The organism is Actinomyces lilanjuaniae (assembly GCF_003606385.1).
Classification (GTDB): domain Bacteria; phylum Actinomycetota; class Actinomycetes; order Actinomycetales; family Actinomycetaceae; genus Actinomyces; species Actinomyces lilanjuaniae.
In genome coordinates this window covers 296,205-319,214 of record NZ_CP032514.1, presented here as the reverse complement: position 1 = coordinate 319,214, position 23,010 = coordinate 296,205, and the positions used below count along the sequence as shown (strand labels likewise).

18 protein-coding genes and 1 riboswitch are annotated in these 23,010 nt (G+C 70.5%); of the genes, 15 read left to right on the top strand and 3 right to left on the bottom strand.

Going from position 1 to position 23,010, the window contains the following annotated elements; translation table 11 throughout:
* Window positions 1-5: 5 nt before the first annotated feature.
* Window positions 6-88: riboswitch (SAM riboswitch) on the bottom strand.
* 125 nt (window positions 89-213) lie between these two features.
* Window positions 214-1,017: an alpha/beta hydrolase family protein gene (locus D5R93_RS01425; protein ID WP_119836242.1), complete on the top strand. Its 804-nt coding sequence runs from the start codon at window positions 214-216 to the stop codon at window positions 1,015-1,017.
* Between the two features lie 105 nt (window positions 1,018-1,122).
* On the opposite strand, the gene D5R93_RS01420 is transcribed toward D5R93_RS01425, so the two are convergent.
* Complete coding sequence (locus D5R93_RS01420) at window positions 1,123-2,238, bottom strand: endonuclease/exonuclease/phosphatase family protein (protein WP_162933760.1); 1,116 nt, start codon at window positions 2,236-2,238, stop codon at window positions 1,123-1,125.
* A 283-nt stretch (window positions 2,239-2,521) separates the two neighbouring features.
* On the opposite strand from D5R93_RS01420, the gene D5R93_RS01415 reads away from it, so the two are divergent.
* From D5R93_RS01415 to D5R93_RS13015, 8 genes are all read left to right on the top strand, one after another.
* A complete protein-coding gene (locus tag D5R93_RS01415; protein WP_119836240.1) occupies window positions 2,522-3,031 on the top strand; it encodes a PTS sugar transporter subunit IIA in 510 nt (169 codons plus the stop codon).
* 1 nt (window position 3,032) lies between these two features.
* Entirely contained in the window at window positions 3,033-3,485 is a 453-nt protein-coding gene (locus tag D5R93_RS01410) for a PTS sugar transporter subunit IIB (protein ID WP_119836239.1), read from the top strand.
* The gene (locus tag D5R93_RS01405) at window positions 3,482-4,774 is read left to right on the top strand and encodes a PTS ascorbate transporter subunit IIC (RefSeq protein WP_119836238.1); all 1,293 of its coding nucleotides are present in this window, start codon (window positions 3,482-3,484) and stop codon (window positions 4,772-4,774) included. Before D5R93_RS01410 ends, D5R93_RS01405 begins: the two co-directional genes overlap by 4 nt.
* Before the next feature lie 12 nt (window positions 4,775-4,786).
* Window positions 4,787-5,401: a tetratricopeptide repeat protein gene (locus D5R93_RS01400; RefSeq protein WP_120203355.1), complete on the top strand. Its 615-nt coding sequence runs from the start codon at window positions 4,787-4,789 to the stop codon at window positions 5,399-5,401.
* 135 nt (window positions 5,402-5,536) lie between these two features.
* On the top strand, window positions 5,537-6,388 hold the full coding sequence (locus tag D5R93_RS01395; RefSeq protein WP_119836236.1) for a class II fructose-bisphosphate aldolase: 852 nt from the start codon (window positions 5,537-5,539) through the stop codon (window positions 6,386-6,388).
* Window positions 6,375-7,031 (top strand): AAA family ATPase, encoded by a 657-nt coding sequence (locus D5R93_RS01390; RefSeq protein ID WP_120203353.1) that lies wholly within the window; start codon window positions 6,375-6,377, stop codon window positions 7,029-7,031. The genes D5R93_RS01395 and D5R93_RS01390 overlap by 14 nt, the downstream gene beginning before the upstream one ends.
* An 8-nt stretch (window positions 7,032-7,039) precedes the next feature.
* On the top strand, window positions 7,040-9,076 hold the full coding sequence (locus tag D5R93_RS01385; protein ID WP_120203350.1) for a BglG family transcription antiterminator: 2,037 nt from the start codon (window positions 7,040-7,042) through the stop codon (window positions 9,074-9,076).
* 82 nt (window positions 9,077-9,158) lie between these two features.
* Window positions 9,159-9,323, top strand: a complete 165-nt coding sequence (locus D5R93_RS13015) for a hypothetical protein (RefSeq protein ID WP_162933759.1) — start codon at window positions 9,159-9,161, stop codon at window positions 9,321-9,323.
* A gap of 532 nt (window positions 9,324-9,855) precedes the next feature.
* On the opposite strand, the gene D5R93_RS01380 is transcribed toward D5R93_RS13015, so the two are convergent.
* Window positions 9,856-11,652 carry an ATP-binding protein gene (locus tag D5R93_RS01380; protein WP_120205700.1) on the bottom strand — a complete coding sequence of 599 codons (1,797 nt, stop codon included), beginning with the start codon at window positions 11,650-11,652 and terminating at the stop codon, window positions 9,856-9,858.
* 270 nt (window positions 11,653-11,922) lie between these two features.
* On the opposite strand from D5R93_RS01380, the gene D5R93_RS01370 reads away from it, so the two are divergent.
* From D5R93_RS01370 to D5R93_RS01345, 6 genes are all read left to right on the top strand, one after another.
* On the top strand, window positions 11,923-16,056 hold the full coding sequence (locus tag D5R93_RS01370; protein ID WP_243106871.1) for a DUF3418 domain-containing protein: 4,134 nt from the start codon (window positions 11,923-11,925) through the stop codon (window positions 16,054-16,056).
* Window positions 15,969-17,066 (top strand): DUF3418 domain-containing protein, encoded by a 1,098-nt coding sequence (locus D5R93_RS01365; protein ID WP_243107007.1) that lies wholly within the window; start codon window positions 15,969-15,971, stop codon window positions 17,064-17,066. Before D5R93_RS01370 ends, D5R93_RS01365 begins: the two co-directional genes overlap by 88 nt.
* Window positions 17,067-17,168: 102 nt before the next feature.
* On the top strand, window positions 17,169-18,650 hold the full coding sequence (locus tag D5R93_RS01360; protein WP_120203348.1) for a serpin family protein: 1,482 nt from the start codon (window positions 17,169-17,171) through the stop codon (window positions 18,648-18,650).
* Between the two features lie 193 nt (window positions 18,651-18,843).
* The gene (locus D5R93_RS01355; protein WP_120203346.1) at window positions 18,844-19,500 is read left to right on the top strand and encodes a GOLPH3/VPS74 family protein; all 657 of its coding nucleotides are present in this window, start codon (window positions 18,844-18,846) and stop codon (window positions 19,498-19,500) included.
* Window positions 19,501-19,776: 276 nt separating this feature from the next.
* The gene (locus D5R93_RS01350; protein WP_120203343.1) at window positions 19,777-21,123 is read left to right on the top strand and encodes a DUF4921 family protein; all 1,347 of its coding nucleotides are present in this window, start codon (window positions 19,777-19,779) and stop codon (window positions 21,121-21,123) included.
* Between the two features lie 518 nt (window positions 21,124-21,641).
* Window positions 21,642-22,352 carry a DUF4352 domain-containing protein gene (locus tag D5R93_RS01345; protein ID WP_243106870.1) on the top strand — a complete coding sequence of 237 codons (711 nt, stop codon included), beginning with the start codon at window positions 21,642-21,644 and terminating at the stop codon, window positions 22,350-22,352.
* 180 nt (window positions 22,353-22,532) lie between these two features.
* On the opposite strand, the gene D5R93_RS01340 is transcribed toward D5R93_RS01345, so the two are convergent.
* Window positions 22,533-23,009: a hypothetical protein gene (locus tag D5R93_RS01340; RefSeq protein ID WP_119836230.1), complete on the bottom strand. Its 477-nt coding sequence runs from the start codon at window positions 23,007-23,009 to the stop codon at window positions 22,533-22,535.
* Window position 23,010 lies beyond the last annotated feature (1 nt).

Here is a 23,010-nt window from a genome sequence, read left to right as displayed (position 1 = left end):
GCGGCCCTCCATCGGTCCTGGCGGAAGCACCCGGAGGGGGTTGCTGCGGCGTCACGGAGCCAGGTCTCTCAGCCACTCTAGATGGAACAGCCCAAGGGTAGACGAACCCCAGGACCACGGGCACAGCTACAGGCTCACGCTGGAAGCGCAATTCCCCTGGGCGCCCTCCGCGACCTGGTGACCCGCGCCAACTTCTAGCCTAAGCTTGTACGCATGAGCATGGTGCGTATCGACACCCCGCGCGGTGTCACCCTGGTGGGCTCCTTCGTCCGCCCCGACGGCACCCCGCCGCAGGACGGCGAGAGCGGCACGGGCGTGCCGACCCGCCGGGAGGGCGTGGTGCTGCTGGCCCACGACTTCCTCGCGGACCGGCACGGAGAGCAGGGGCGCCTGGACCTGGTCTCGGCCAGCTACCAGAAGGCGGGCATGGCCACCCTCAGCATCGACTTCTCCGGACTGGGCGAGTCCGACGACGACGTCATCACCCTGGCCAACGAGGCCGAGGACCTCAGGGCGGTGTCCGGCTGGCTGGCCGAGCGCGGCTACACCCGCCAGGCCATCCACGCCAACGGCTTCGGCGCGACCGCCGCTCTCCTGGCCCGGCCCGAGCAGGTACGCACCGCCGTCCTGGTAGGGGCCGTGGTCGGCCCCCAGTCAGTCCTGTGGGAGCAGGTCTTCTCCCCCCACCAGCTCGACGAGCTCGCCCGCCACGGCCTGACCCGGCTGGTGGACGACAACCCGAACCCGCGCCAGTGGAACGTGCTGAGCAAGGAGACCCTCGCCGACTTCTCCATGCAGGAGCCCCACACCACCATGGCGGAGGTTCCGTGGCCGGTCCTTATGATCTACGGGGCGCTGACCCACGAGATGCCCGATACCGCGGCAGACGCCCAGAAGGGCTTCCCGCTCCTGAAGGACGGCAGCCAGCTGGTGCAGGTACGCAAGGACCACCCGCAGGAGGCCCAGGCGGAGGTGGCTCGGCTGGGTACTGAATGGGTGACACGACACCTGCGCTGAGCCGCACCCAGGTGAGCGGATACGGTCACCCTGCGGACCCCGGGTGGCCCTGGCTCCCGCCCTGTCAGCCCCGCCCTGTCATCGTCGTCTCGGCCTTACCCGTGTCTAGGCCTTGCCCAGACGGACCACCACTGCCCGGTGGTCCGTCTGGGGCAGCGTGAGGACCTCGCCTGACTGCCCCACCCAGGCGGAGGCGTCCACGAGGACGTGGTCAATGGTTGCCCCCAGGAGCCTGGTCCCGGTGTGGGTGGGCCAGGTCGCCAGGCCACCGACACCCGCCTGCTCCCCCGCGCTCGCGCAGGCGTGCAGGTCACGCAGCAGGGCGTGGTCGCGGGTGGCGTTGAAGTCACCGACCATGACCAGCCCCTCGGGCGGGTCCTGGCACAGGCCAGCCACCGTGGTCAGCGAGGACCTCCACTCCCCCATGAGCCCCGGCACCGGCGGGTAGGTGTGCACCCCGGTGATGACAGGCCCTGACCCGTCCACGGGCTCCAGCACGACCATTCCGCGCCCCGCACCCGCCACCCCCTCCGTCTGCCGGTAGCCCCCCAGGCGCTCGGAGACGAGGACCGTCGTAGCGCGCACCGGGTCGATGCCGTGATGCGCCCCGGAGTCGTCGTCGGCACCGTCGCCGTCCTCGTCGTTCCACCCGTAGGGCGGGCTGACTGCGGTGTAGACCGTCAGCTCCCCAGCCGCGCCCCGCAGCAGCCCTGCCAGCTCCTCGCCGTAGGCGGCTGTCGTCTCCGGCAGGACGACGACGTCGGCCTGCACGGCCCGGGCGGTCTCGGCCACGGCCTGGACGGGCGCGTCCTCCCTCTCGGTGTTAAGGGACATGACGGTGAAAGCAGCCTTGTCCGAGGGGGTGTCCGAGGAGGTATCAGAGGTTTCAAGAGGTCCCAGGGACATGCCGCGCCCTAGGAGGACGCCACCGTGGGCGAGGGCGACGAGGACAAGGACCAGCCCGAGGGCACCGGTGCGCAGTCCGGCACGCGACGAGGAGGACGCACGCCCAGCCCGGGACCGGGCCAGCCTGCGTCGCAGGACAGAGGTGGCCAGCAGGAGGAGGCCCAGGAGCCCCCACCCGAGCGTCATGAAGGTGCGCAGCGCCACGACCTGGGCGACAAAGGGCTGCATGGTCAGAGGAGGACGCAGGCTCACCAGCGCCACGGCTGCCGCGAGCGCGACCACACCCCATCCCAGGCCATGAAGGTAACGACTCATGCACGACATTCAACCAGAGCTCGTGAGAAAGTCCGGGCAGCGAGAGGAGCACGCGCAGCGGCCATGGTCTCGCGGCTGCTGCCTGCCAGGTCCCTGGACCAGCCGGTCCCGCCCATCTTCCGCCTGCACGCCCTGAGGCGGAAGGAGACGTGCTGGCCCGCCTCAGACGCGGGCGCGGATACTCGCAGTGCATCAACCACGAGCCACGCGGGCCAGGAGCCGAGCACATGCTGCCGAGCACAATCACCGGGCACGGCCTCTGTCCGCGTCATGGAGCCAAGCCATGGACAGTGCACTGACCGACCTCATCACCGACGACCGTGTCGTCATCCGCCAGCGGGTCAACGACTGGCGCCAGGCCATCACGCTCGCCGCCGAGCCACTGGTGTCCGACGGCTCCGTCTCACGTGCCTACGTCCGCTCCATGATCCGCTCCGTGGAGACGTACGGCCCCTATATCGTCCTGGCTCCCCACACAGCCCTGGCCCACGCGCGCCCCGACGGCGAGGTCTACCGACAGGCCATGAGCCTGCTCACCCTGTCAGACCCTGTGACCTTCGGCCATGAGGACAACGACCCGGTGTCCCTCGTGTTCTGTCTGGCGGCTGTAGACAGCGCCTCCCACCTGGCCGCCCTGCAGCAGTTCGTGTCCCTGGTCACCGACGTCACACGGCTGAGGCTCCTGGTTGCAGCGAGAACCGTCACCGAGCTCCAGCGGGCACTCCGCCACGGGCACGGCGCATCCACCACGTCACCGACAGACACCGGCAGCCACCGACAAAGGAGTACCTGACATGGCACGTTCCGCCCGCACGGCCGACACACCCAGGAAGCCCGACATCTACTTCGTCTGCGGGGCCGGCCTAGGCTCCAGCCTCGCCTGCCAGATGGAGGCCGAGGAGGTCCTCCGCCAGGCCGACCTGCCCGCCAGCCTCCACCACGACGGGATCTCCGCCCTGCCCGGTATCCAGGCCGACATCATCGTCTCGGCGGAGAACTTCCGGCCTATGATCGACAAGCACGGTCCTGACCCCTCGATCACCCTCGTGTTCCTTCACAACGTCGTGGACAAGGAGGAGATCCGCGACCGGCTCGTCCCTGTCGTCACAGCGTTTGTCACAGGGTTGCGGGACGGACACCGTGACCAGGACGCTCGCACGTCACCGGGTAGCGGGCCTGGGGCGGCTCTTCCCGAGACCAGCACGTCGGCCACCTCGCCCTCCATGACCCAGGAGCCCCAGCCATGAGCGCCCTGGGCTGGGTCATCTCCAACATCTTGACCCAGGCCGGGATCGTCATCGCCCTCATCGCGATGCTCGGCCTGGTCCTTCAGGGCAAGGGCGTAGGTGCCACCGTCGTCGGCACCTTCAAGACCCTTCTGGGCTTCTACGTCCTGGCCGCCGGCTCGGCGATCCTGGTGGACACCCTGACCTACTTCGGTACCGTGTTCCAGGCAGCCTTCAACATGACCGGCGTGGTGCCCAGCATCGAAGCGGTTAACGGCTACGCCACCAACAACCTCCAGCTGGGCGGCCAGATCGCCCTGACCTTCCTGGGGATCTTCGTGGTCAACATCCTCCTGGCCCGCCTCACCCCGTGGAAGTACATCTTCCTCACCGGGCAGGCCCTACTGTGGATGGCCACCATGACCGTGGTCCTGGGACACGCTGCCGGGCTGCACGGAGCCTGGCTCATCGCCGCAGCCAGCCTGGTGGGTGGGGTCTTCGCCGTGGGCATGCCCGCCGCCGCCCAGCCGATCGTGCGCAGGATCACCGGCAACGACGCCATCGCCCTGGGGCACTTCTGCACCATCGGCTACCTGGTCGAGGCCGGGGTAGCCTGGCTGGTGCGCAGGCGGGGCACAGACAGACAGCCCTCCACCGAGGAGGTCACGCTACCCCGCTCCCTGGAGTTCCTCCAGGACACCTACATGTCCCTGGCGGTGGTTATGGTGCCGCTCTACCTTGTCACCGCCGCCTTCGCCGGGGCGGATCCCGTGGCCGACCAAACCGGGGACATGAACCACATGGTGCACGCCTTCATCCAGGCGGTGCAGTTCGTCGTGGGCGTCTACGTCCTCATGGCCGGGGTGCGCCTCCTGCTGGGAGAGATTGTCCCCGCCTTCCGGGGCATCTCCATGAGGCTGGTGCCTGACTCCCGGCCGGCTCTGGACTGCCCGGTCCTGTTCCCCTACGCACCCAACGCTGTCGTGGTCGGCTTCATCACTACGACCCTGGGCACCGTCATCGCCATGCTCGCCCTGCCCGCCCTCGGCTTCGCCGTCATCGTGCCGGGCATGCTCACCAACTTCTTCGCCGGAGGCACGGCGGGGATCTTCGGCAACGCGGTGGGCGGCAGGCGAGGGGCGCTAGTGGGCGGGGTCGTCCACGGGCTGTTCATCACCCTCCTGCCCGCCCTCCTGGTGACCACCTTCCTCAACCTGGGCTTCCCCAACCTGTCCGCCACCGACGTCGACACCATCACGGCGGGGCTGGTCTTCGCCTACGTCATCGGCCCGATCATGCGGGCCTTCTGAGAGGAGGAGGCCATGAGACTGGGAAAGAGGTCGTGGGGGCGCAAGGGCCGCGGGAGCCGTGGGAGCCTGGAGAACCACGGAGCCGTGACGCCCGGTGAAGAAGGCAGTGCTGCCAGCGCTACCAGCGCCGCCAACGCCGCCAACGCCACCAGCGCCGCCAGTGCCGCAGCAGCCCCGTCGCTGCCGGTCCCACCACAGCGCGAGGCCGAGCTGCGAACCACCATCGCCTCGCTGACCGACCAGCTGGTGGCGCTGGGTGGGGCAGGAGTCGGCCCAGCACCGGAGACAAGTGCCCTGTCCCAGGCACCGGCCGGGCAGGGCCAGGTGCCGACAGGACCGGCCCAGGCAGTCGGCACCGGCGGGACCGACCAGCGCGTCACCGTCCTCAACGAACTGGGTGCCGCCTGCGCCGAGCTGGGGGACACCGAGGCTGCTATCGCCCACTACGAGGCCTCCATGGCCTTGCACGAGCAGTTCGGCCCCGCCTACCGCGGGCTGCTCACCCTGTACAACAACATGCTCCGTCAGGCCGCCGCTGCCAAGGACGACGACGGCGTCCGGCACTGGAGCTCCAGGCTCGACGACCTGACGGCCCTGTCCAAGCGCGTCATGCGCTCACAGTACTGACCCGGCACCAGCCCGGCACTGACCGCGCATCGGTGAGAGCGCCGCCCGGCACCGTCAGCAGGTGGCAGGCGGCTCCCACCCGGGAAGCAGCCCGCAGGGAGCCGTCGTACCTGAGACCCTCGTGAAAGGACCCCCATGTACGTATCCATGACCCCGATGCTGGCCGAGGCGGCCGCCGTGGGCTATATGGTCGGCGCGTTCAACGCCCACAGCCTGGAGATGGTGCCACCTATCATCCGGGCAGCCCGCGACCTCGGCGCCCCGGTCATCGTCCAGACCTCTCCGGGCACCGCCCGGTACGTCGGCATGCGCAACCTGGTGGCCGTATGCCGCTCCATGGCGGAGGACGAGGTCGTCGACGTCGCCCTCCACCTCGATCACGCCACCAGCCTGACCGATATCCGCGACGCCGTGGAGGCGGGCTACTCCTCGGTCATGTTCGACGGCTCCCTCATGGCCGTGAGCCGCAACGTGGCCACCTCGCGCCGCGTCATCGACTACGCCCGCAGCCGCGGCGTCTCCGTGGAGGTAGAGATCGGCACCATCGGCGGGACCGAGGAGGGGGTGAGCAGCACCGGGGGCCTGCGCACCCAGCCCCAGGAGGCCGTGTGGTTCCTGGAGCAGGTGGACGCCGACGCCCTGGCCGTGAGCATCGGCACCAGTCACGGCCAGTTCCGCTCCACCACCGACATCGACCTCGACCTTCTCTCCCGGATCCACCAGGCTGTGGACCTCCCCCTGGTCATCCACGGCGGTACCGGCGTGGACGAGGCCGACTACCCCTCCCTAAGCGCCAACGGGGTGCGCAAGTTCAACGTCGGCACCGAGCTCCTCGTGGGCTGGACCCGCCAGGCCCAGGAGCAGTTCGCAGCCACCGAGGTCAGCACCTCCCTTCGCCGCAACATCGAGCCGTGCAACGACGTCGTCCGCGATATCGTCGCCCGCAAGATCAGCCTGTTCCTGGGTGAGACCCGTGAGCCGCAGTGAGGCCAGCCAGGCCGGGGGCACGCTTATCCTCGTGGCAGGCCCCCCGGGCACCGGCAAGAGCTGGATGGCCCGCCTGGTCCTGCGCCACCTGGAGGACCATGTCCTGGCCCCGGGCGAGCGCTGCCAGCAGGTGTCGCTGGACCAGGTCAAGGAGGGCCTGTGGGACCGCCTAGGCTTCTCCGGGCCGCAGGAGAAGGCCTTGCTGGACCGGGAGGCGCTGAAGGAGTACGAGCGGGCTCTGGGGGCGGCCATGGGCCACAGCCGTGTGGTGGTCTCCGACTACCCTTTCAGCACCAGGCAGCACGACCTGCTGTCACGCCTGTGCTGCCAGCACGGGTTCACCCCCCTGACCGTACGTCTCGTGGCCGACACCGACGTCCTCTACGAGCGCCAACGGCACCGCGACCTAGAGACCTCCCGGCATCCGGGCCATCTGCTGACCTCCTACCGTCCGGGGCAGGTCCTGTTCGACCGGACCGAGGCCGACGCGCTGGTGTCCCGGGAAGAACTAGCCCGCCGCTGTGCCGAGCGCGGCTACTCCTCCTTCACGCTCGGGCAGACGCTGGAGGTCGATGTCAGCGACCTTGATGCCGTGAGCTACCCGGCTGTGCTGGCCTGGGTGGAGGAGCAGCTGAGGGGGTAGCGAGGCCCGTGGCACGGTTCAACGACATCATCCCCATCCTGGAGGACTCTCCCGGCCTCCGCGTGCCTGCGGCCCGGATCGCGCGCCGCCTAGGTGTGTCCACACGCACCGTGCGCAACTACGTCTCTGCCGCCAACCGCCGCTACGGCAACGTCGTGACCTCCACCAGAGCGGGCTACAGCCTGGACACCGAGGCCTGGGAGCGCGCGGGAGCCACGGGGCGGCGCGCCCCCCGTCCAGGTGACGGGCCCGTCGAGCGGCTCGCCCACCTGCTGCGTCTGCTCATGACCACCAGTAGCGGCCTCAGCGTGTTCGGGCTGGCGGAGGAGCTCTGCGTCTCGGAGTCCACCATCGAGTCCGACCTGACCCGCGCCCGGGTGCTCCTGGCCCACTCCGGCCTGCGCATCACCCGCACCGGTGAGACGGTGCGCATGGAGGGCGAGGAGGTAGCCCAGCGCCGCCTCATGCGCGGCCTCCTCACCAAGGCGGCGGCCAGCCGCCGTCAGGTCATCGACGTTGAGGAAGTGGCCCGCCAGCTGGACGAGCCCACCCTGCCCGGTCTGAGACAGCGGATGATCTCGGTGCTGGGCGACGTCGACCTGGTGGTCAACGACCGCACGGCCGACGAGCTCGTGGCCCACATCGCCGTCATGGTGGAGCGCGTACGCGCCGGCCACACGATCACCTGGCTGTCCGGTGCCAGCGGCCAGGCGGTGCTGCGCCCCATGTCCCAGGCGGTGGCCACGCTCGTGGAGGAGCAGTTCGGCATTCACCTGCCCGACCAGGAGATCACCTACCTGGCTCTGCTCCTCCTGGAGAAGGCGGCACCCGCCCACCCCGAGGGGCGCCCCCGGCCTGAGGTGCAGGCGTTCCTGGAGCCCCGCTACGTCAGGCTCGTCTCCGACATCGTGAGCAGGGTCAATGACAACTACCTCATCGACCTCAGCGACGAGCGGTTCATCTCCTTCCTCGCCCTGCACGTGCGCCGCCTGGTCGACCGCGCCTGCCAGCACACGGCGGTCCCGGTCCCTGCCGGGCAGTCGGTGAAGAACACCCACCCGCTGGTCCACGAGCTCGCCGTGTTCATCGCCCAGCAGGTTGAGCGCAGTACAGGGGTGGAGGTGGCTGAGGACGAGATCGGGTTCCTCGCCTTCCACGTGGGCGGACGACTGCTGTCCATGCACGAGCATGACGACCAGGTGGATGTCACGCTGGTCCTCCCCCGCTACTACGACGCCGGGGACGTCTTCCGCCAGGCGGTGGAGGGGGTTCTGGCAGGCAGAGGCAGGGTGGGACGAGTGGTGGCTGACCTGGATGAGGTGGACGGGGCAGACGAGGCAGGTGCCGGCAGTACCGACGCCGGGAACGACGGCTCCGGGGCCGGGTGGCCGGTCGGGGCGTCCAGGACCGTGCGCGGAAGAGGCACCGACCTGGTGGTTGTCGCTGGCACGGCCCGACCGTTCTCCCGGCTTTCGGCACGCCCCCGACGACGCCAGCCCAGGCCCGCCGTGGTACGCACCGGGGTCCTGCCCTCTCATGAGGACCTGGAGCGGGTCCGCTCCGCGGTCGCCGACGTCGCTGCTGGGCGCAGGCGCCTTGAGGTGGCCTCCTGGCTGGCTGCTGTCATGGACCCGAGCCTGTTTCTGCGGGTCGAGGGCGGGGGCCAGCGAGACGACGTGCTTCCGGTCATGGCACAGGCCCTGGTCTCCCGTGCGGCGGCGGGCGAGGGGTTCCTGGAGCAGGTCATGGAGCGTGAGCGGCTGTCAAGCACGGCCTTTGCCTCCGGGGCGGCCCTCCCCCACACCATCGAGATGACGGCGGCCAGGTCCGCCGTCATGGTGTGCCTGGCACGTCAGCCCGTGGACTGGGACGGGACCCCCGTGAGGCTGGTCGCCCTGCTGTGCCTGTCCGAGGACAGTCGCACCACCTTCGGCGACGTGTTCGACAACCTGGTCCACGCCCTCCTCGACAAGGAGGTGGTGACCCGGCTGGCCGCGTCCACCTCCTACGACGAGCTTGTCCAGACAGTGCTGGAGGTGGTGTAGGCCGGTCCCCGGCCGCAAGGTGCGTCGGCCCCAGCGCCATGACCCGCCACGGCCTGCTCCGACAGGAGGAACCGAAGGAAGCGTGGAGCACCTGGAGGTCTGCCGGACCGGGGAGGACGGAGCAATCCGGCGCGTCGGGTCCCTGGACCTGCTGGTCTCAGCCCGGATACGACAGTTCTCCTACGCGTCAGAGTGGCTGGAGCACGGCTTCGCGCTCGGCCGGGCGCAGCCTGGAGCAACTGCTTGACATGGACTGGGGGCTGGCCCGGGGCGAGGTCCTGCGCCTGGTGACCCGGGTGGCGCAGGTGGCGCGCGGCACGTGGGACCGGGCGCCCAGGGGGCTTCGGCCTTGACGCCGGGACCGCCGCCGCCTGCCACCGTCGCGTTGAGGAGGACTGCGACTTCGGCACCGTCCTGGACGGCAGCGACCCGAGGCTCACCAGCTGAGGTCTTTGACACGCCCGCCTGGCGGTGCGATCGCGGGCCAGTGGGGGCTGGCCGCGGGACCGGTTGCACGCTCACCTTTTCGGACAAGAGACGAGGACCGCGCGATTCCGCGGATCTCGGCCTAGGGTGTGACCGACGTACGGCACTCCCATGTGCATCAAGGATCTCGTTGCACATGGGAGCCTTCCAGGCCCTTCCACCCAGTCTGGCGAAACGGTGTCATTCCGCTGATCCGCATAAGCACGGAGAAAGGTGAGCGTGCCGTTCGCTCCTGGGGCGCAGGCTGCCAGCCGCAGGCACCAGACCAGCGGCTGGCGTCATACCCGACCGCGTCAGGTCATACCCCCGGCACGCAGGTAGGCGCGCCTGCGGCTGGTCGGCGGGGCAGTGGCCACGGCGTGCCCGTCAGCCACGAGCTTCCTGAGCACGGGTCTGAGCGTCCCCGGGGTCTTGCCGGTCTGCTGGGCAAGGTCGTGGACGGTCCTGGGCTGGTCCGCGTCAAGCAGGGACAGGACCTCGGCTCGCACGCCGGTCACCCTGGGCGTGCCGGCCTCCTCTGCCTCCCGGTCAACGGCCGCCGGGTGGGAGGCATCCCCCGGGGACGTGTAGCCGGGTACGGCCTCCTGGTCGCCGGGCGCCACAACGTAGGGGCCGTCCCCCAGGCCGGCAAGGGACCCTCTCTTCGCCAGGGCAGCCAGCAGCTGGCGGGCGTCGTCAGAGTCATGTCCAAGAGTGCCGCGCAGGTCCGTGACGCTCACGTGCCCGTCACGGCGGGCCAGGGCCAGGGCGGCCTTCTCGCGGCTGGAGAAGGGCGCGCCAGGCAGCGTGTCCAGCCAGGCGGCTACCTTTTCGTCAAGCAGCCCGAACCGGCTGAGCCGGACCACCACCTGACCCAGGTCGGACCCGGAGTAGTCGGGGGCCGGAAGGCCGCTGTCACGCATGGCCGCGATCATGCGCGGTACTCCGGAGCCCTGGTTCTCGCACAGCACCCCGGCACCGTCTGCGCGAGGCACCAGCGTGAGCAGGCGGGCCAGGTCCGGGTTACGGGAGTCGGAACGTCCTTCTCCGACGTTCTGCGCGGTCCGGGTCCCGTAGAAGCCACCTGGGCTGATGACCTCTACCCGGTCGGGGTAGACGTCAACGGCGACCTGGCGCCCCAGGGCGTCCCGGCTGTAGTCGCGGTGGGTGACCGCGTTGGTGATCGCCTCCCGCAGCACCTCCTCGGGGATCTCCAGGACGTCCACCCCGGCCATGCCCTCTACCCGGCGACTGCGCCCCAGGTGGCGCGCCACGGCGTTGACCGCGTCCTCAACCGCCACGGGAAGGTGCCCGTCACAGGTCCTGCGGTCCACGAACCTGATGTCGCCACGGTGCGACTTGGTGGTCTCAGGGTGGACGGCGACGTCAACCGTCAACTTCGAAAGGCGCTGCTGGGGGTAGGTGGCCAGGCAGAGGAACCCGGCCAGGGTCGGGGCGTCGTCGACGCCCAGCGCGCCCAGGCGTCTCAGGGCGCCCCGGACGTCGTCACCCGCCAGGCCGTCCAGCGCGTGGGAGCCGGTGGCCCGGAGCCGAGCCAGCATGCGCTGCACCAGCTCTGGTGACAGGTCTTCAAGGGCAGCACCGGGGACGACCGCCCGGTCGGTCCCCTGCGGCTGGCGGGAGGTCTGGAGCATGTAGATCTCGTAGGTGGTCAGGCGCCGGTCCTGGTCATCCACCCGCTTGTAGCTCCCCTGCGCGACCCCCCGGGCGACAACGTGGCAGGGCAGGTGGGCACCAGGATACTCACGCAGGGAGTCCACCTCCAGGACGACAACGGGGGCACCGTCGACAACAGCGCGCTCAATGCGATACGCCCCTTCCTGGACCGGCCTGACCTTCGGGTCCTGCTGCAGGCCTGCCACGAGCGCGTCCATGATCCTGTCCGCGTCAAACCCCTCAGCGGGTGCGAAGCCCTCGCGCTCGTCCAGACCGAGGATGATGGTGCCACCGTCAGTGTTCGCGAAGGCCGACACCGTCTCCCACAGGCTCTTGGGCAGCCCGCCAGCGGCCGACTTGACCTCGGTGCGGGCGTCATCGCTGCCGTGCGCCCGCACCTGGGCGACCCGCTCAGTCAGCTCCTCATCAGTCACAGGCTCAGTGTCGTCCACTGAGGGCCTCACTTTCTACACTGACGGCCTCACTGTCGTCCACTGAGGGCCTCACTTTCTACACTGACGGCCTCACTGTAATCCACTGAGGGCCTCACTTTCTACACTGACGAGCTCACTGCAGCTCACTGAGAACCTCAGCCACCACACTGACAACACGAGAAACATTCATGAAAAATGGGGTCTCGCCTGACTCGGTGGGAGACCCCGGCTGACAACACACGAGCCGTGAGTGAGCGACAATGGCCTCCTATGGCACAGGGAGAGGACACGCCGCACCGCACGGCACCGGGTCGGCAGGGCCGGACTGGTCGGCAGGCTCAGGAGACAGCACAGCCACGGGGCCATGGTGACCGACCGGGCAGCGGAGCCGTCGGGCAGCCAGGCGCCGGACAGCCGGGCCGCAGGCCTGGCCGCCCGAACAGGTCAGGCCGCCGCCGCGGGCGCGGCTCCGCCAGGTCCTCCGGCCCCCACCGCCCCTGGCCAGGCTTCACCCCCGACCAGCTCGCCGCGCGCGCCGCCAGCGTCCCCGCCCTCGTCTACCCTGAGGAGCTGCCGGTCAGCGCCCGCCGCAAGGAGATTGCCGCAGCCGTGCGCGACCACCAGGTCGTCGTCGTCGCCGGGGAGACCGGCTCGGGCAAGACCACCCAGCTGCCCAAGATCTGCCTGGAGCTGGGCCGGGGCGTGACCGGGATGATCGGCCACACCCAGCCGCGCCGCATCGCCGCCCGCTCTGTGGCCGAGCGGATCGCCACCGAGCTGAGCACACCCATTGGACGTGACGGCGTGGTCGGCTACCAGGTCCGATTCACCGAGGAGACCGGTCCCACCACCCTGGTCAAGCTCATGACCGACGGCATCCTCCTGGCGGAGATCCAGTCCGACCCCATGCTGGAGCGCTACGACACCATCATCGTGGACGAGGCCCACGAGCGCAGCCTCAACATCGACTTCATCCTGGGCTACCTGGCCCGGCTGCTGCCCAGCCGCCCCGCCCTCAAGGTCATCATCACCTCCGCCACCATCGACTCCGCACGCTTCGCCCAGCACTTCGCCCGCTACCTGCCCGTGACCACCACGCGCCCCGGCTCCAGCGGCACCGCCGACACCAGCACCACCGACGCCACCGGAGCAGGCAGCCAGCCGACCACGGACGGACGCTCAGACAGGGGCAGGGACAGCCAGTCAGGCAACCAGTCAGCCACGGAGCGCGTCCCGGTCATTGAGGTGTCGGGGCGCACCTACCCGGTCGAGGTCCGCTACCGCCCCCTGACAGCCGAGGACGTGACCGAGGGCGTGACCGAGGACCACGACTCCGTGCCTGAGAATGCCTCGGGTACCGGGGGCTCCGGGGACCTCGCCGGGGCCTCCCCCGCCCCTGCCGGGACCCACGCCCCGCGCGGGACACCTACTGCGGGGCCGGGAGAGCTGACCGAGGCCGAGCTGGACGCCCTGACCTCCCCGGACCCGGCCGTGCGGGCCGCCGCCCGCGCTCACCGAGAGGCAGTGCGCTCCTCGTCGCCCGGTCAGGGCCGGGTGGGCGGCACCGGCTCCCGGGGAGGAGGTCGCCCCGGCTCGCGCGCTGCCCGCTCCGGAGGCGGTCAGCGTACCCGGGAGGAGGACCGCGACCAGGTCACCGGGATCCTCGACGCCGTTGACGAGCTCATGGCTGAGCCCCCGGGCGACATCCTGGTGTTCCTGGCCGGGGAGCGCGACATCCGCGACACCGAGGCGGCCCTCATCGACCACCTGGGTCCGCGCTACACCCCCGACGGGCGGGCCCGCACGCCCGGGGCCGTGGAGGTCGTCCCCCTGTACTCCCGCCTGAGCGCGGCCGAGCAGCACCGGGTCTTCGAGGCCCACTCCTGCCAGCGGGTCGTCCTGGCCACCAACGTGGCCGAGACCTCCCTGACCGTCCCCGGCATCCGCTACGTCGTCGACCCGGGCGTGGCCCGCATCTCCCGCTACTCCAACCGCACCAAGGTACAGCGCCTGCCCATCGAGCCGGTCAGCCAGGCCAGCGCCGACCAGCGCTCAGGCAGGTGCGGGCGCCTGGCCGACGGCATCGCCGTGCGCCTGTACTCCCGCGAGGACTACGACGCCCGCCCGCGCTACACCGAGCCGGAGATCCTACGCACCTCCCTGGCCAGCGTCATCCTGCAGATGGCGGCCCTGGGACTGGGCTCGGTCCAGGACTTCCCCTTCCTCGACGCCCCTGACCCCAGGCAGGTCCGCGACGGCCTCCAGCTGCTCACCGAGATCGGGGCCGTCGTACCCGACGACGCGGGCGAGAGCGCCCGCAGGCGCACTGCCCCTCCTCACGCACCCGGCAGCGGCAGGGGCGCTGTCCCTGCCTCCGATGCGGCCCAGGGCCCCCGGCTGACCTCGGTGGGGCGCCGCCTGGCCCGCCTGCCTATCGACCCTCGCCTGGGCCGCATGCTCCTGGAGGCCGGGGAGCGCGGGTGCGCCGGGGAGGTCATGGTCATCGTGGCCGCCCTGTCCATCCAGGACGTCCGCGAGCGCCCGGCGGACAAGCAGGAGGCCTCCGACGCCGCGCACCGGCGCTTCGCCGACCCCACCAGCGACTTCCTCACCTACCTCAACCTGTGGCGCTACCTGCGCACCCAGGCACGCGAGCTGTCCGGCTCAGCCTTCCGCCGCATGTGCCGCGCCGAGTTCCTCCACTACCTGCGGGTGCGCGAGTGGCAGGACGTCCACGCCCAGCTGCGCCAGCTGGCCCGTCCCCTGGGGCTGGACGCCGCCCCCGTGGAGCTGCCTACGCCCACGGCGATCCGGGCGGCGGGGGACGCGCTGGAGCGTGGACACCACGGCTCCCAGGCGCCCCACGGGGACGTGGCTGCCGCCGTGGTCGCCCTGGGTCGCAGCGCGGACACCCCCGACGCCGAGGCTGTCCACCGCTCGCTGCTAGTGGGGCTGCTGTCCAACGTGGGCGGGTGGGACGAGCGCCGTCGGGAGTACTCCGGCGCCCGGGGCACCCGCTTCACCATCTGGCCCGGCTCCGGGCTGCGGCGCAAGACCTACGACTGGGTCATGACCGCCGAGCTGGTGGAGACCTCCCGGTTGTTCGCCCGCACCGTGGCCAGGGTGGAGCCCGACTGGGTGGAGGAGGCCGCCGACCGTGCCGGGCTGCTGCGCCGGGTCTACGGGGATGCGTACTGGTCCACCCGGCGTGGCGCGGCCATGGTCCACCAGCGCACCATGCTTTACGGGATGACCCTGGCAGCCGACCGTCCGGCCACCCTGGTCTCGGTGGGAACCCGGCAGGCCCGGGAGCTGGCCCGGGAGATGTTCCTGCGCTGCGGCCTGGTGGAGGGCGGCTGGCACGCCCGCCACGCCTTCGTGGAGCGCAACCGGGAGCTGGTCGAGGACCTGCGCGGGCTGGAGCAGCGGCGCCGTGTCCACGGGCTACTGGCCGACGACGAGGTGCTCTACGACTTCTACGACGAGCGCGTGCCACAGGAGGTGACCTCAGCAGCGGCCTTCGACGCCTGGTGGAAGGACCAGCGGCGCCTGGAACCGGACCTGCTGGACTTCACCCGCGAGCTGCTGCTGCCCGGCGATCGGGACGACCATGACATGTCCGGCTACCCCGACACCTGGGTCCAGGATGACCTGACGCTGCCCCTGGACTACGCCTTCGACCCCGGTAGCGAGGCCGACGGGGTCAGCGTGCAGGTGCCGGTGGAGGTCCTGGGGCGGCTGGGGCCGCAGGGATTCGACTGGCTGGTCCCGGGGCTGCGGCCCGAGCTGTGCGTAGCCACGATCCGCGCCCTGCCCAAGCGGGTGCGCCGACAGCTGGTGCCCGCCCCGGACGTCGGTGCCCAGGTGTGGGCTGAGGTGTCCCGCCGGTTCCCGGCACCGGAGGGTGCCAGCGCGCCGGGGACGTCCTTCCAGGAGGCGTTTACCGAGGTCGTCGCCGACCTGCGGGAGGTCGCTCTTACCCGGGACGACTGGCAGGAGGCGCACGAGCGGCTGCCCGACCACCTGCGCATGACCTTCGTGGTGCTGGACGACCGCGACGAGGTCCTGGGGCAGGGCAAGGACCTGGTGGCCCTGCAGAAGGAGCTGTCCAGAAGCACCGAGGCGGCAGTGCGCTCCGTGGTGCGCGGGGCGGTGGCCCAGGCCATGGCCGAGGCCCGCGCCCGTCAGCGCGCCGGGGCGGGCCCGGGCTCCGGAGGGGCCAAAGGTGCCCGGGGCGCCCGGGGCTCTGGGCGCCCCCGGAAGGGGCGTGGTCGTCGGGGTGCTGGCGACCGGGGACCGCTGGCGCGCAGACGGCCCTGGGGCCTGGCACCGCAGCCACTGAATCCACAGCAACCTCTGCCTCTGATGCCAGCACCTCGACTGCCACCACTGAGGCTGCCGTAGCGACCGGTCCCGCGAGCCCACTAGCCACCACCCTCGCGCCAGCAGCCGACCCCCTGACCTCGGGACTGGCCGAGCGTGAGGGGCTCACGGACTGGCCGCAGGGCGTGCCCGGGCTGGAGGGGCCGCAGGCCTCGACGATCCCGGGCACGGTGGAGTCCACCGGCCGGGCGGGCCTGGTGGTGCGTGGGTACCCGGCGCTGGTAGCGCGCGGACACCGAGCCGCAGACCTGCGGGTCCTGCCCGACGCCGCCGCGCAGGCGGGCGCCCACGGCGCCGGGGTCACCGCCCTGGCCCTGGCGCGCACGGCACTGCCCACCGGGCGGGTGACCAGCCGGTGGGACGCCACCCAGTCCCTGGTCCTGGCCGCCAGCCCCTACCCCTCCACCGAGGCCCTCGTGGCCGACGTCCAGCTGGCGGCGGCACGTCTGGTAGCCGGGCGCTGGGAGGAGTCCTCGGGGACGCCGCTGGCCCAGGTGCACGAGCGGGCGGTGTTTGAGCGGCTGGTCGCCGTGGCGCGCGAGGAGCTGGAGGACGAGGTCCACCGGGTGGCCTCGCAGGTGGCGCAGGCTGTGAGCGCGGCCCAGGAGGTGGAGCGGGTAGTGGCGCGGCACACCTCCCTGTCGCTGCTGTCCACGCTGCAGGAGGTGCGCAGCCAGGCGGCCGGGCTGACCGGTGACAGGTTCGTCACCGCCACCCCAGCCAGCCAGCTGGCCCACCTGCCCCGTTACCTGAAGGCGCTGGCGATGCGGGTGGAGCGGGCGGCGTCCTCGCCCTCGGCCGCCTCCCAGGACGCGGCCCTGGCCTTCCAGGTGAGCCAGGCCTTGGACGTCGTGGAGCAGGCCCGCACCCGGGCGGCGTCCCTGCCCGCGGACCCGCAGCGTCAGGCGGTGCTGGAGGAGGCCCGCTGGATGGTCGAGGAGCTGCGGGTCAGCCTGTTCGCCCAGACCCTGGGCACCGCCCGGAAGGTGAGCCTCAAGCGCATCTCCAGGCTGGTGTCGGGGATCGGGTGAGGCCGTGCCCGGGCACGTCCGGCCCGCTCACTGCTCCGCTCGTCAGCGCCCAGACCAGAAGGTCTCGCTCCAGCAGCCACTCGGCTCTTGCAGAATCGTGACATGACTCCTGTCCCTGCCCGCCCGGCAGACTCTGCCCACCCGAGGCGCCCAGTAGATCCAACGGACCCCGCTGGCCAGCCCACTGCGGCTGGCCGCCCCGGGCTCGCCTGCGGGGCGCCGTCGTCCTCGGGCGGGTTCCCGCACGGGCTGAGCCGCCGGGGAGCGCTGCTCCTGGCGGCGGTCGCGGGCCTGGCCGGGTGCGGATCCCTGGGCGGCATCCGGGGTACCGAGCTGACCAGCAAGGTGGCGCGCACCGAGCTCAGCCTCACCGATGCCCCGGACCTGAAGGCCGCGGTCACCGCCTGCGACACCCTGGGAGCCGCCCTCCTGGCCACCCAGCTGGATGACGATGCCCACGCCAACGCCCTGGCCAGCCCGGTGTCCCTGGCCCTGAGCCTGGCCACGGCCTCGCTGGGGGCGACGGACCCCGACGCCCAGGGGCTCAACACCCTCCTGGGTGCTGACAGCGAGAAGGAACGCAGCACCACCTGGTCGGCGATCCGCAGCTGCCTGCTGGCACACGACACTGACGACGGCGACGTCTCCGGCTTCGACCCCGGTGACGAGGCCCCGGAGGAGCCGCTGGTACACGTGGCCGACCAGCTCCTCATCGTCGACCACGACGAGCCCACCGAGGTGAGCCAGGAGTTCGTCGACGAGGTCCACCGCTGGTTCACCACGGACCTGCGGCGCGCGGATGCCGCCGCCGCCCAGGACATCCTGGATCAGTGGGTCAGCAAGAACACGGCGGGGCTTATTGACTCCTCCGCGCTGGAGGTGACGGTGAACCTCAAGGTCGCACTACAGAACGTGGTGCTGTTCGCCGCACGGTGGCGCGAGCTGTTCGACGAGTCCGAGACCCGGGACGAGGACTTCACCTGCGCTGACGGATCCGTGACCAGCGTCCCGATGATGCGCCAGACCAGCACCATGGCGTGCACCGAGGGGAAGACTGGGGGCAGGACTGAGGGAGAGGACGAGCCGGTGACCTGGAAGGTGCTGCGCGTACCCTACTCCCAGGACTTCGCCCTGGACGTGGTGCTGCCACAGAAGGGCACTCTCCCGGGTGACCTGCCGAAGGAGACGTGGTCCCAGGCCTCCGCCCTCCTGGACGAGGCGGAGGAGGAGGGGCTCCACCCCGAGGTGAGCCTGGTGATGCCGCGCATCGACCTGGAGACCGGTGACAGTGGTGTGGACATCATGCCGGTGCTGGAGGGGCTGGGGGCCGACATCGCCCCGATGGGACGCATCGGCCCAGGGCTCGGGGTCAACGCCTACCGCCAGCAGGTGCGGCTCATTGTGCGCGAGGACGGGACCGTGGCCGCAGGGGCCAGCGAGGTCGATGTCGGGGTGAGCGCCGTACCCGACCTGGGACCGACCACCGAGTTCCGTGTGGATCGCCCCTACGTCATGCGCCTGCGGGACCTGACCACCGGGGTGGCCCTGTTCGAGGCCGTCATCAACAACCCGAGGCCGTCCTGACAGGGGCCTGACAGGGCTGCGTCTCGCCGGGACTGCGCCCGGGCCGTGGCCGAGATGTTCGAGACCGCTGACACCCAAGGGACCAGCCGCCGTACCACGCTTCCTTCACTCCTCCCGCCGGAGGAGGACGGGCGCGCGCACAACCCTCCTTCTGGGCGAGCACTGTCCTCCCCGCCCTCCATAGGCTGGGCTCATGCTGATCTGCGAAGAGCTGTTCCTGCTGCTGACCAAGGACTCCGGGACCCCCGAGGTGTGGGGAGGAAACGAAGACTACGGGCTGCGAGGTGCCCTCCTGGCTGACCTCGCCCTCCACCAGCGGCTCACGGTCGAAGGGGGCACGGATCCCCGCTTCCGCCTCCTGGACACCACGCCCACCGGCCACCCTGCCATGGACCACGCCCTGGCGGCCCTGCCCGCCAAGGACGGCAAGCGGGTGTCCTCCCTCATGTCGTGGACACGGCTTGACCCTCGCCCCGGCATTGTGAGCTCACTGGCCTCGGCCGGCACCATCTCAGTGGCCAAGGGAGGCTTCCTGGGGATGCAGACCATCTACCCCACACTCAACCCCGGACCGGAGCAGGCTCTGCGCCAGCGCCTCTACGCCGTGCTGCACGGCCAGGTAGTCCCCACCCAGGCCGACCGCACGCTGCTGGCTGTCCTCCAGGGCCTGGGCCACACGTCAACGGTCCTGCCCCGCCAGCACACCGGCATGAGCGGGCGGGACCTCAAGCGCAGGATCACCGAGCTGGCCAAGGGGGACCCGGCCGGGGACGCCGTGTCGCGCGCCGTTGAGGCGGTCGACGCTGCGCTCATAACTGCCGTCATCGTCCCGACAGTGGTTACCTCCTGAGCACATCCCCGCCCAGGGCCAGGGGCTGCACAGGCCCTCTGGACCACGCTGCGGCCACCGGCTGGCTGGCGGGGCCGGCGGGACTGGCGGGCTGCACATCTTCACCCCACCAGACCGGCCGCCCAGCCCACCAGACCAGCCACCAGCCGCGCAATCCCGCCAACCCACCCGCCCCACACCACCAAACCAGACCCTGAAGATGTGCAGCTCCATACAACCCCACCACAGAGAGCGGCCGACCTGCCCCCGTCGGTCCGAGGCGTCACAATGGTGCCCATGCTGACGCCGTACTCCCCCGCACCCGAGCCCCTGACCCGCATGGCCGACGGCACCGTCAAGCAGATCAGCCCCTTCACCGGCACGCAGGTGTGGACAGTACCCGGCCGGGGCAATCGTCCGATCTCCCAGCCGGTGGACAAGGTCCGTCCTCTCACCGACGCCGACCGCACCCGGGCCTGCGCCTTCTGCTCACGGCGCTATACGGACACCCCGCCGGAGAAGTCGCGCGTGGTGCGCGACCCCGCCGGTGGCTTCGTCCAGCACGACGCCCTTCTGGCCTCCCAGCTGGACGACACCGTGGCGGAGTTCCGCCGCGTGCCCAACCTCTTTGAGATCCTCTCCTACGACTACTGGCACGCCAACCACGGCTACGAGATCCCCGAGGCCGCCCGGGAGCGCATGGGCACCTACCTGGCTGACCCGGTGGGCCGCGAGCACGTCATGGGGGTGCTGCGCGCCAAGCTGCGGGCGGCGGGAGGTACTACCACCCAGTGGGAGACGATGGGCGACGCCGAGCGGATGCGGCACATGATCGGCTTCTTCGCCGGGGGCCACGACGTCATTATCGCCCGGCGCCACTACACCGACGACGCCGTGGACACCTCCGGCCTGGCCAGCTCAGGCACGCTGAGCGTAGAGGAGCACCGCGCCTACACGCGCCTGGCGGTGGACTCCATGCGGGACCTGTACGCGGCCAACCGGTGGGTGCGCTACGTCGCGGTGTTCCAGAACTGGCTGCGCCCGGCGGGAGCGAGCTTTGACCACCTGCACAAGCAGCTGGTGAGCATTGATGAGCGCGGTGTCAGCTCCGAGCTGGAGCTGACCCGGGTGCGGGCCAACCCCAACCTGTACAACGAGATGGCGGTGGACTACGCCGCCTACCGGGGCCTGCTGGTGGCCAGCAACGAGCACGCGGTGGCCTTCGCCGGCTTCGGGCACCGCTACCCCACCCTGGAGGTGTACTCCACCTCCCCCACCACCGAGCCCTGGCTCATGGGCACCCAGGAGGTCGACGCCGTGTCCGACCTGGTCCACGCCCTGCACGCAGCCACCGGCGTGCACGTGCCCTGCAACGAGGAGTGGCACCACAAGCCCGCCGACGTCGACCAGCCCATGCCCTGGCACGTGACCCTGAAGTGGCGGGTCTCCACCCTGGCGGGCTTCGAGGGCGGCACCAAGATCTACCTCAACACGATCGACCCGTGGCGGCTGCGCGACCGCGTGGTGGTGCGCCTGGAGGACCTGCGTGCTAGCGGGCGCATCGCCCCGATGGACGTCGGCCATGAGTGCCCCACCTCTCCCAACCGGCTCCTGTACAACCCGGTTCTGGCCGCCCGGGCCTAAGCCTGCCCGTCGGAGCGTGCCAAGGGTGTCCAGGCAGGGTCGCAGCAGCTCGCAGACGGCAGTGGCGCGGCACGCCTGGAGCCACCGCACCTGGCACGACACCACACCACCCCACTGTCCCTGATGCCACTCCTTTGATAGCAGGACCCGAAATCACGATATAGACAAGAATATAGAGCCTCAGAGAAAAATGGGTACGATGGCGGGCGGCGTTCCTCCACGCCATCCCTGTCACACGAAATAGGAGTACCCATGACAATCCCCAACCACTATCCCGACCCTCCCACACCTGCTGGCTCGCCTTTTAACGCCTCCCCGCAGCGGCTCCCGGCACACCCGGGGAACCTGCCTCCGGGACACCCCAGGGAACACCTTTTAGCGCCCCTGGATCCCCTCCCGGAACACCCCCTTACGCGCCCGCGCAAAAGCGGCGCAATACAATTGGAATCATTGCCCTGGTCTGCGCGGTCGTCGGGTTCATCTTTGCCTGCGTCCCGGGGGCGCTCATTATCGGCTGGGTGCTGCTCCCCGTGTCGTTCGTCCTCGGACTTGTGGCCCTGTTCCGCAGGGGAGAGACCCTCTGGCAGGCAATTGTCGCCATTGTCCTGTCCATCGTGGGGACAGCTGTCGGCGCGGTGGTGTTCCTGGGGCTGGCCGCCGGCAGCCTGGGCGAGGCGCTCGACGGCGGGCCGGTGACCACCTCCTCCCCAGGCTCCGACGCCGAGGCCGCCTCCGACACCACCTCCGACTCCGACAGCGACACGGGCGCTGACCAGCAGGGCTCCTCCGCAGCAGACCAGCCCGGGACCCGGGAGGACCCGCTCCCCCTAGGCACTGAGATCAGCAACAGCGAGTGGAAGGTGGTCGTGAACTCAGTGGAACTCGACGCCACCGACACCGTGATGGCGGAGAACCCGTTCAACGAGGCGCCTCCTGAGGGCTACCAGTACATTCTGGTCAACTACACCATCACCTACCTGGGAGACGACCCGAACGGGGGCACTCCCATGTCCACCGTCAACTATGTCTCCGCCGACGGGACGACGATGACCACCCTCGACACGCTGGCCGTGGCCCCGGACGCGATCGACACCCTGACCACCCTGTACAGCGGCGGCAGCGTCACCGGGAACGAGGCCATCGCCGTGCCCTCCGACTCGGCCCAGGACGGCGTGCTGGCGGTCCAGCCGGGGATGCTTGACGACAAGGTCTTCGTCACCCTCGGCTAGGGCGGCCGCGGGCTGCGCGCAAGGGCTGACCGGGGCGGGCTCAGGCCCACCGGGCAGCCAGTCGGGGACTGGGCACCGCGAGGCCTGGCACCAAGAATGACACCAAGAACGTCATAGGACAACAAGATTTTCTGTTGTCCTATGACGTTCTTGTCTCCTAGGGGTGGAGGACACCGCCGGTCACACGCGGCGCGCTCCCAGCCCCCGTACCAGGGGGACGGCCAGCAGACTACCCGCGACCAGCGCCGCAGCCTCCAGAAGCGTGTCAGCACTCAGGCCCGACAGCACGAGATCACCGCCACAGATGACGACGACCGCTATCGCCGCATAGAGCAGCGCGTGGACCAGGAAGAAGGACGGGGCGGCGCCCTCGGACACTCCTACGGGGTCCCAGGGGCCGGGGACCGGGACGCCGTCCCTGCCTCGCCCGCGCCCCTCCTGCCTGTTGCGCAGCGCCACGAGCCCCACCAGGCTCACCACAGCGGCACGCAGCACCTCAACGAGGTAGAACGGCCTCAGCGGCCCCGCGTCGAACAGGCCCAGGGCCTCCCCGGCCGGACGCGCCACAGCCAGCGCCACGAACACCACCAGGTAGACGACCACGCCCACGAGCCCCGTCACCACGACGTTGCCCCACCGGACACGACCACCGCTCATC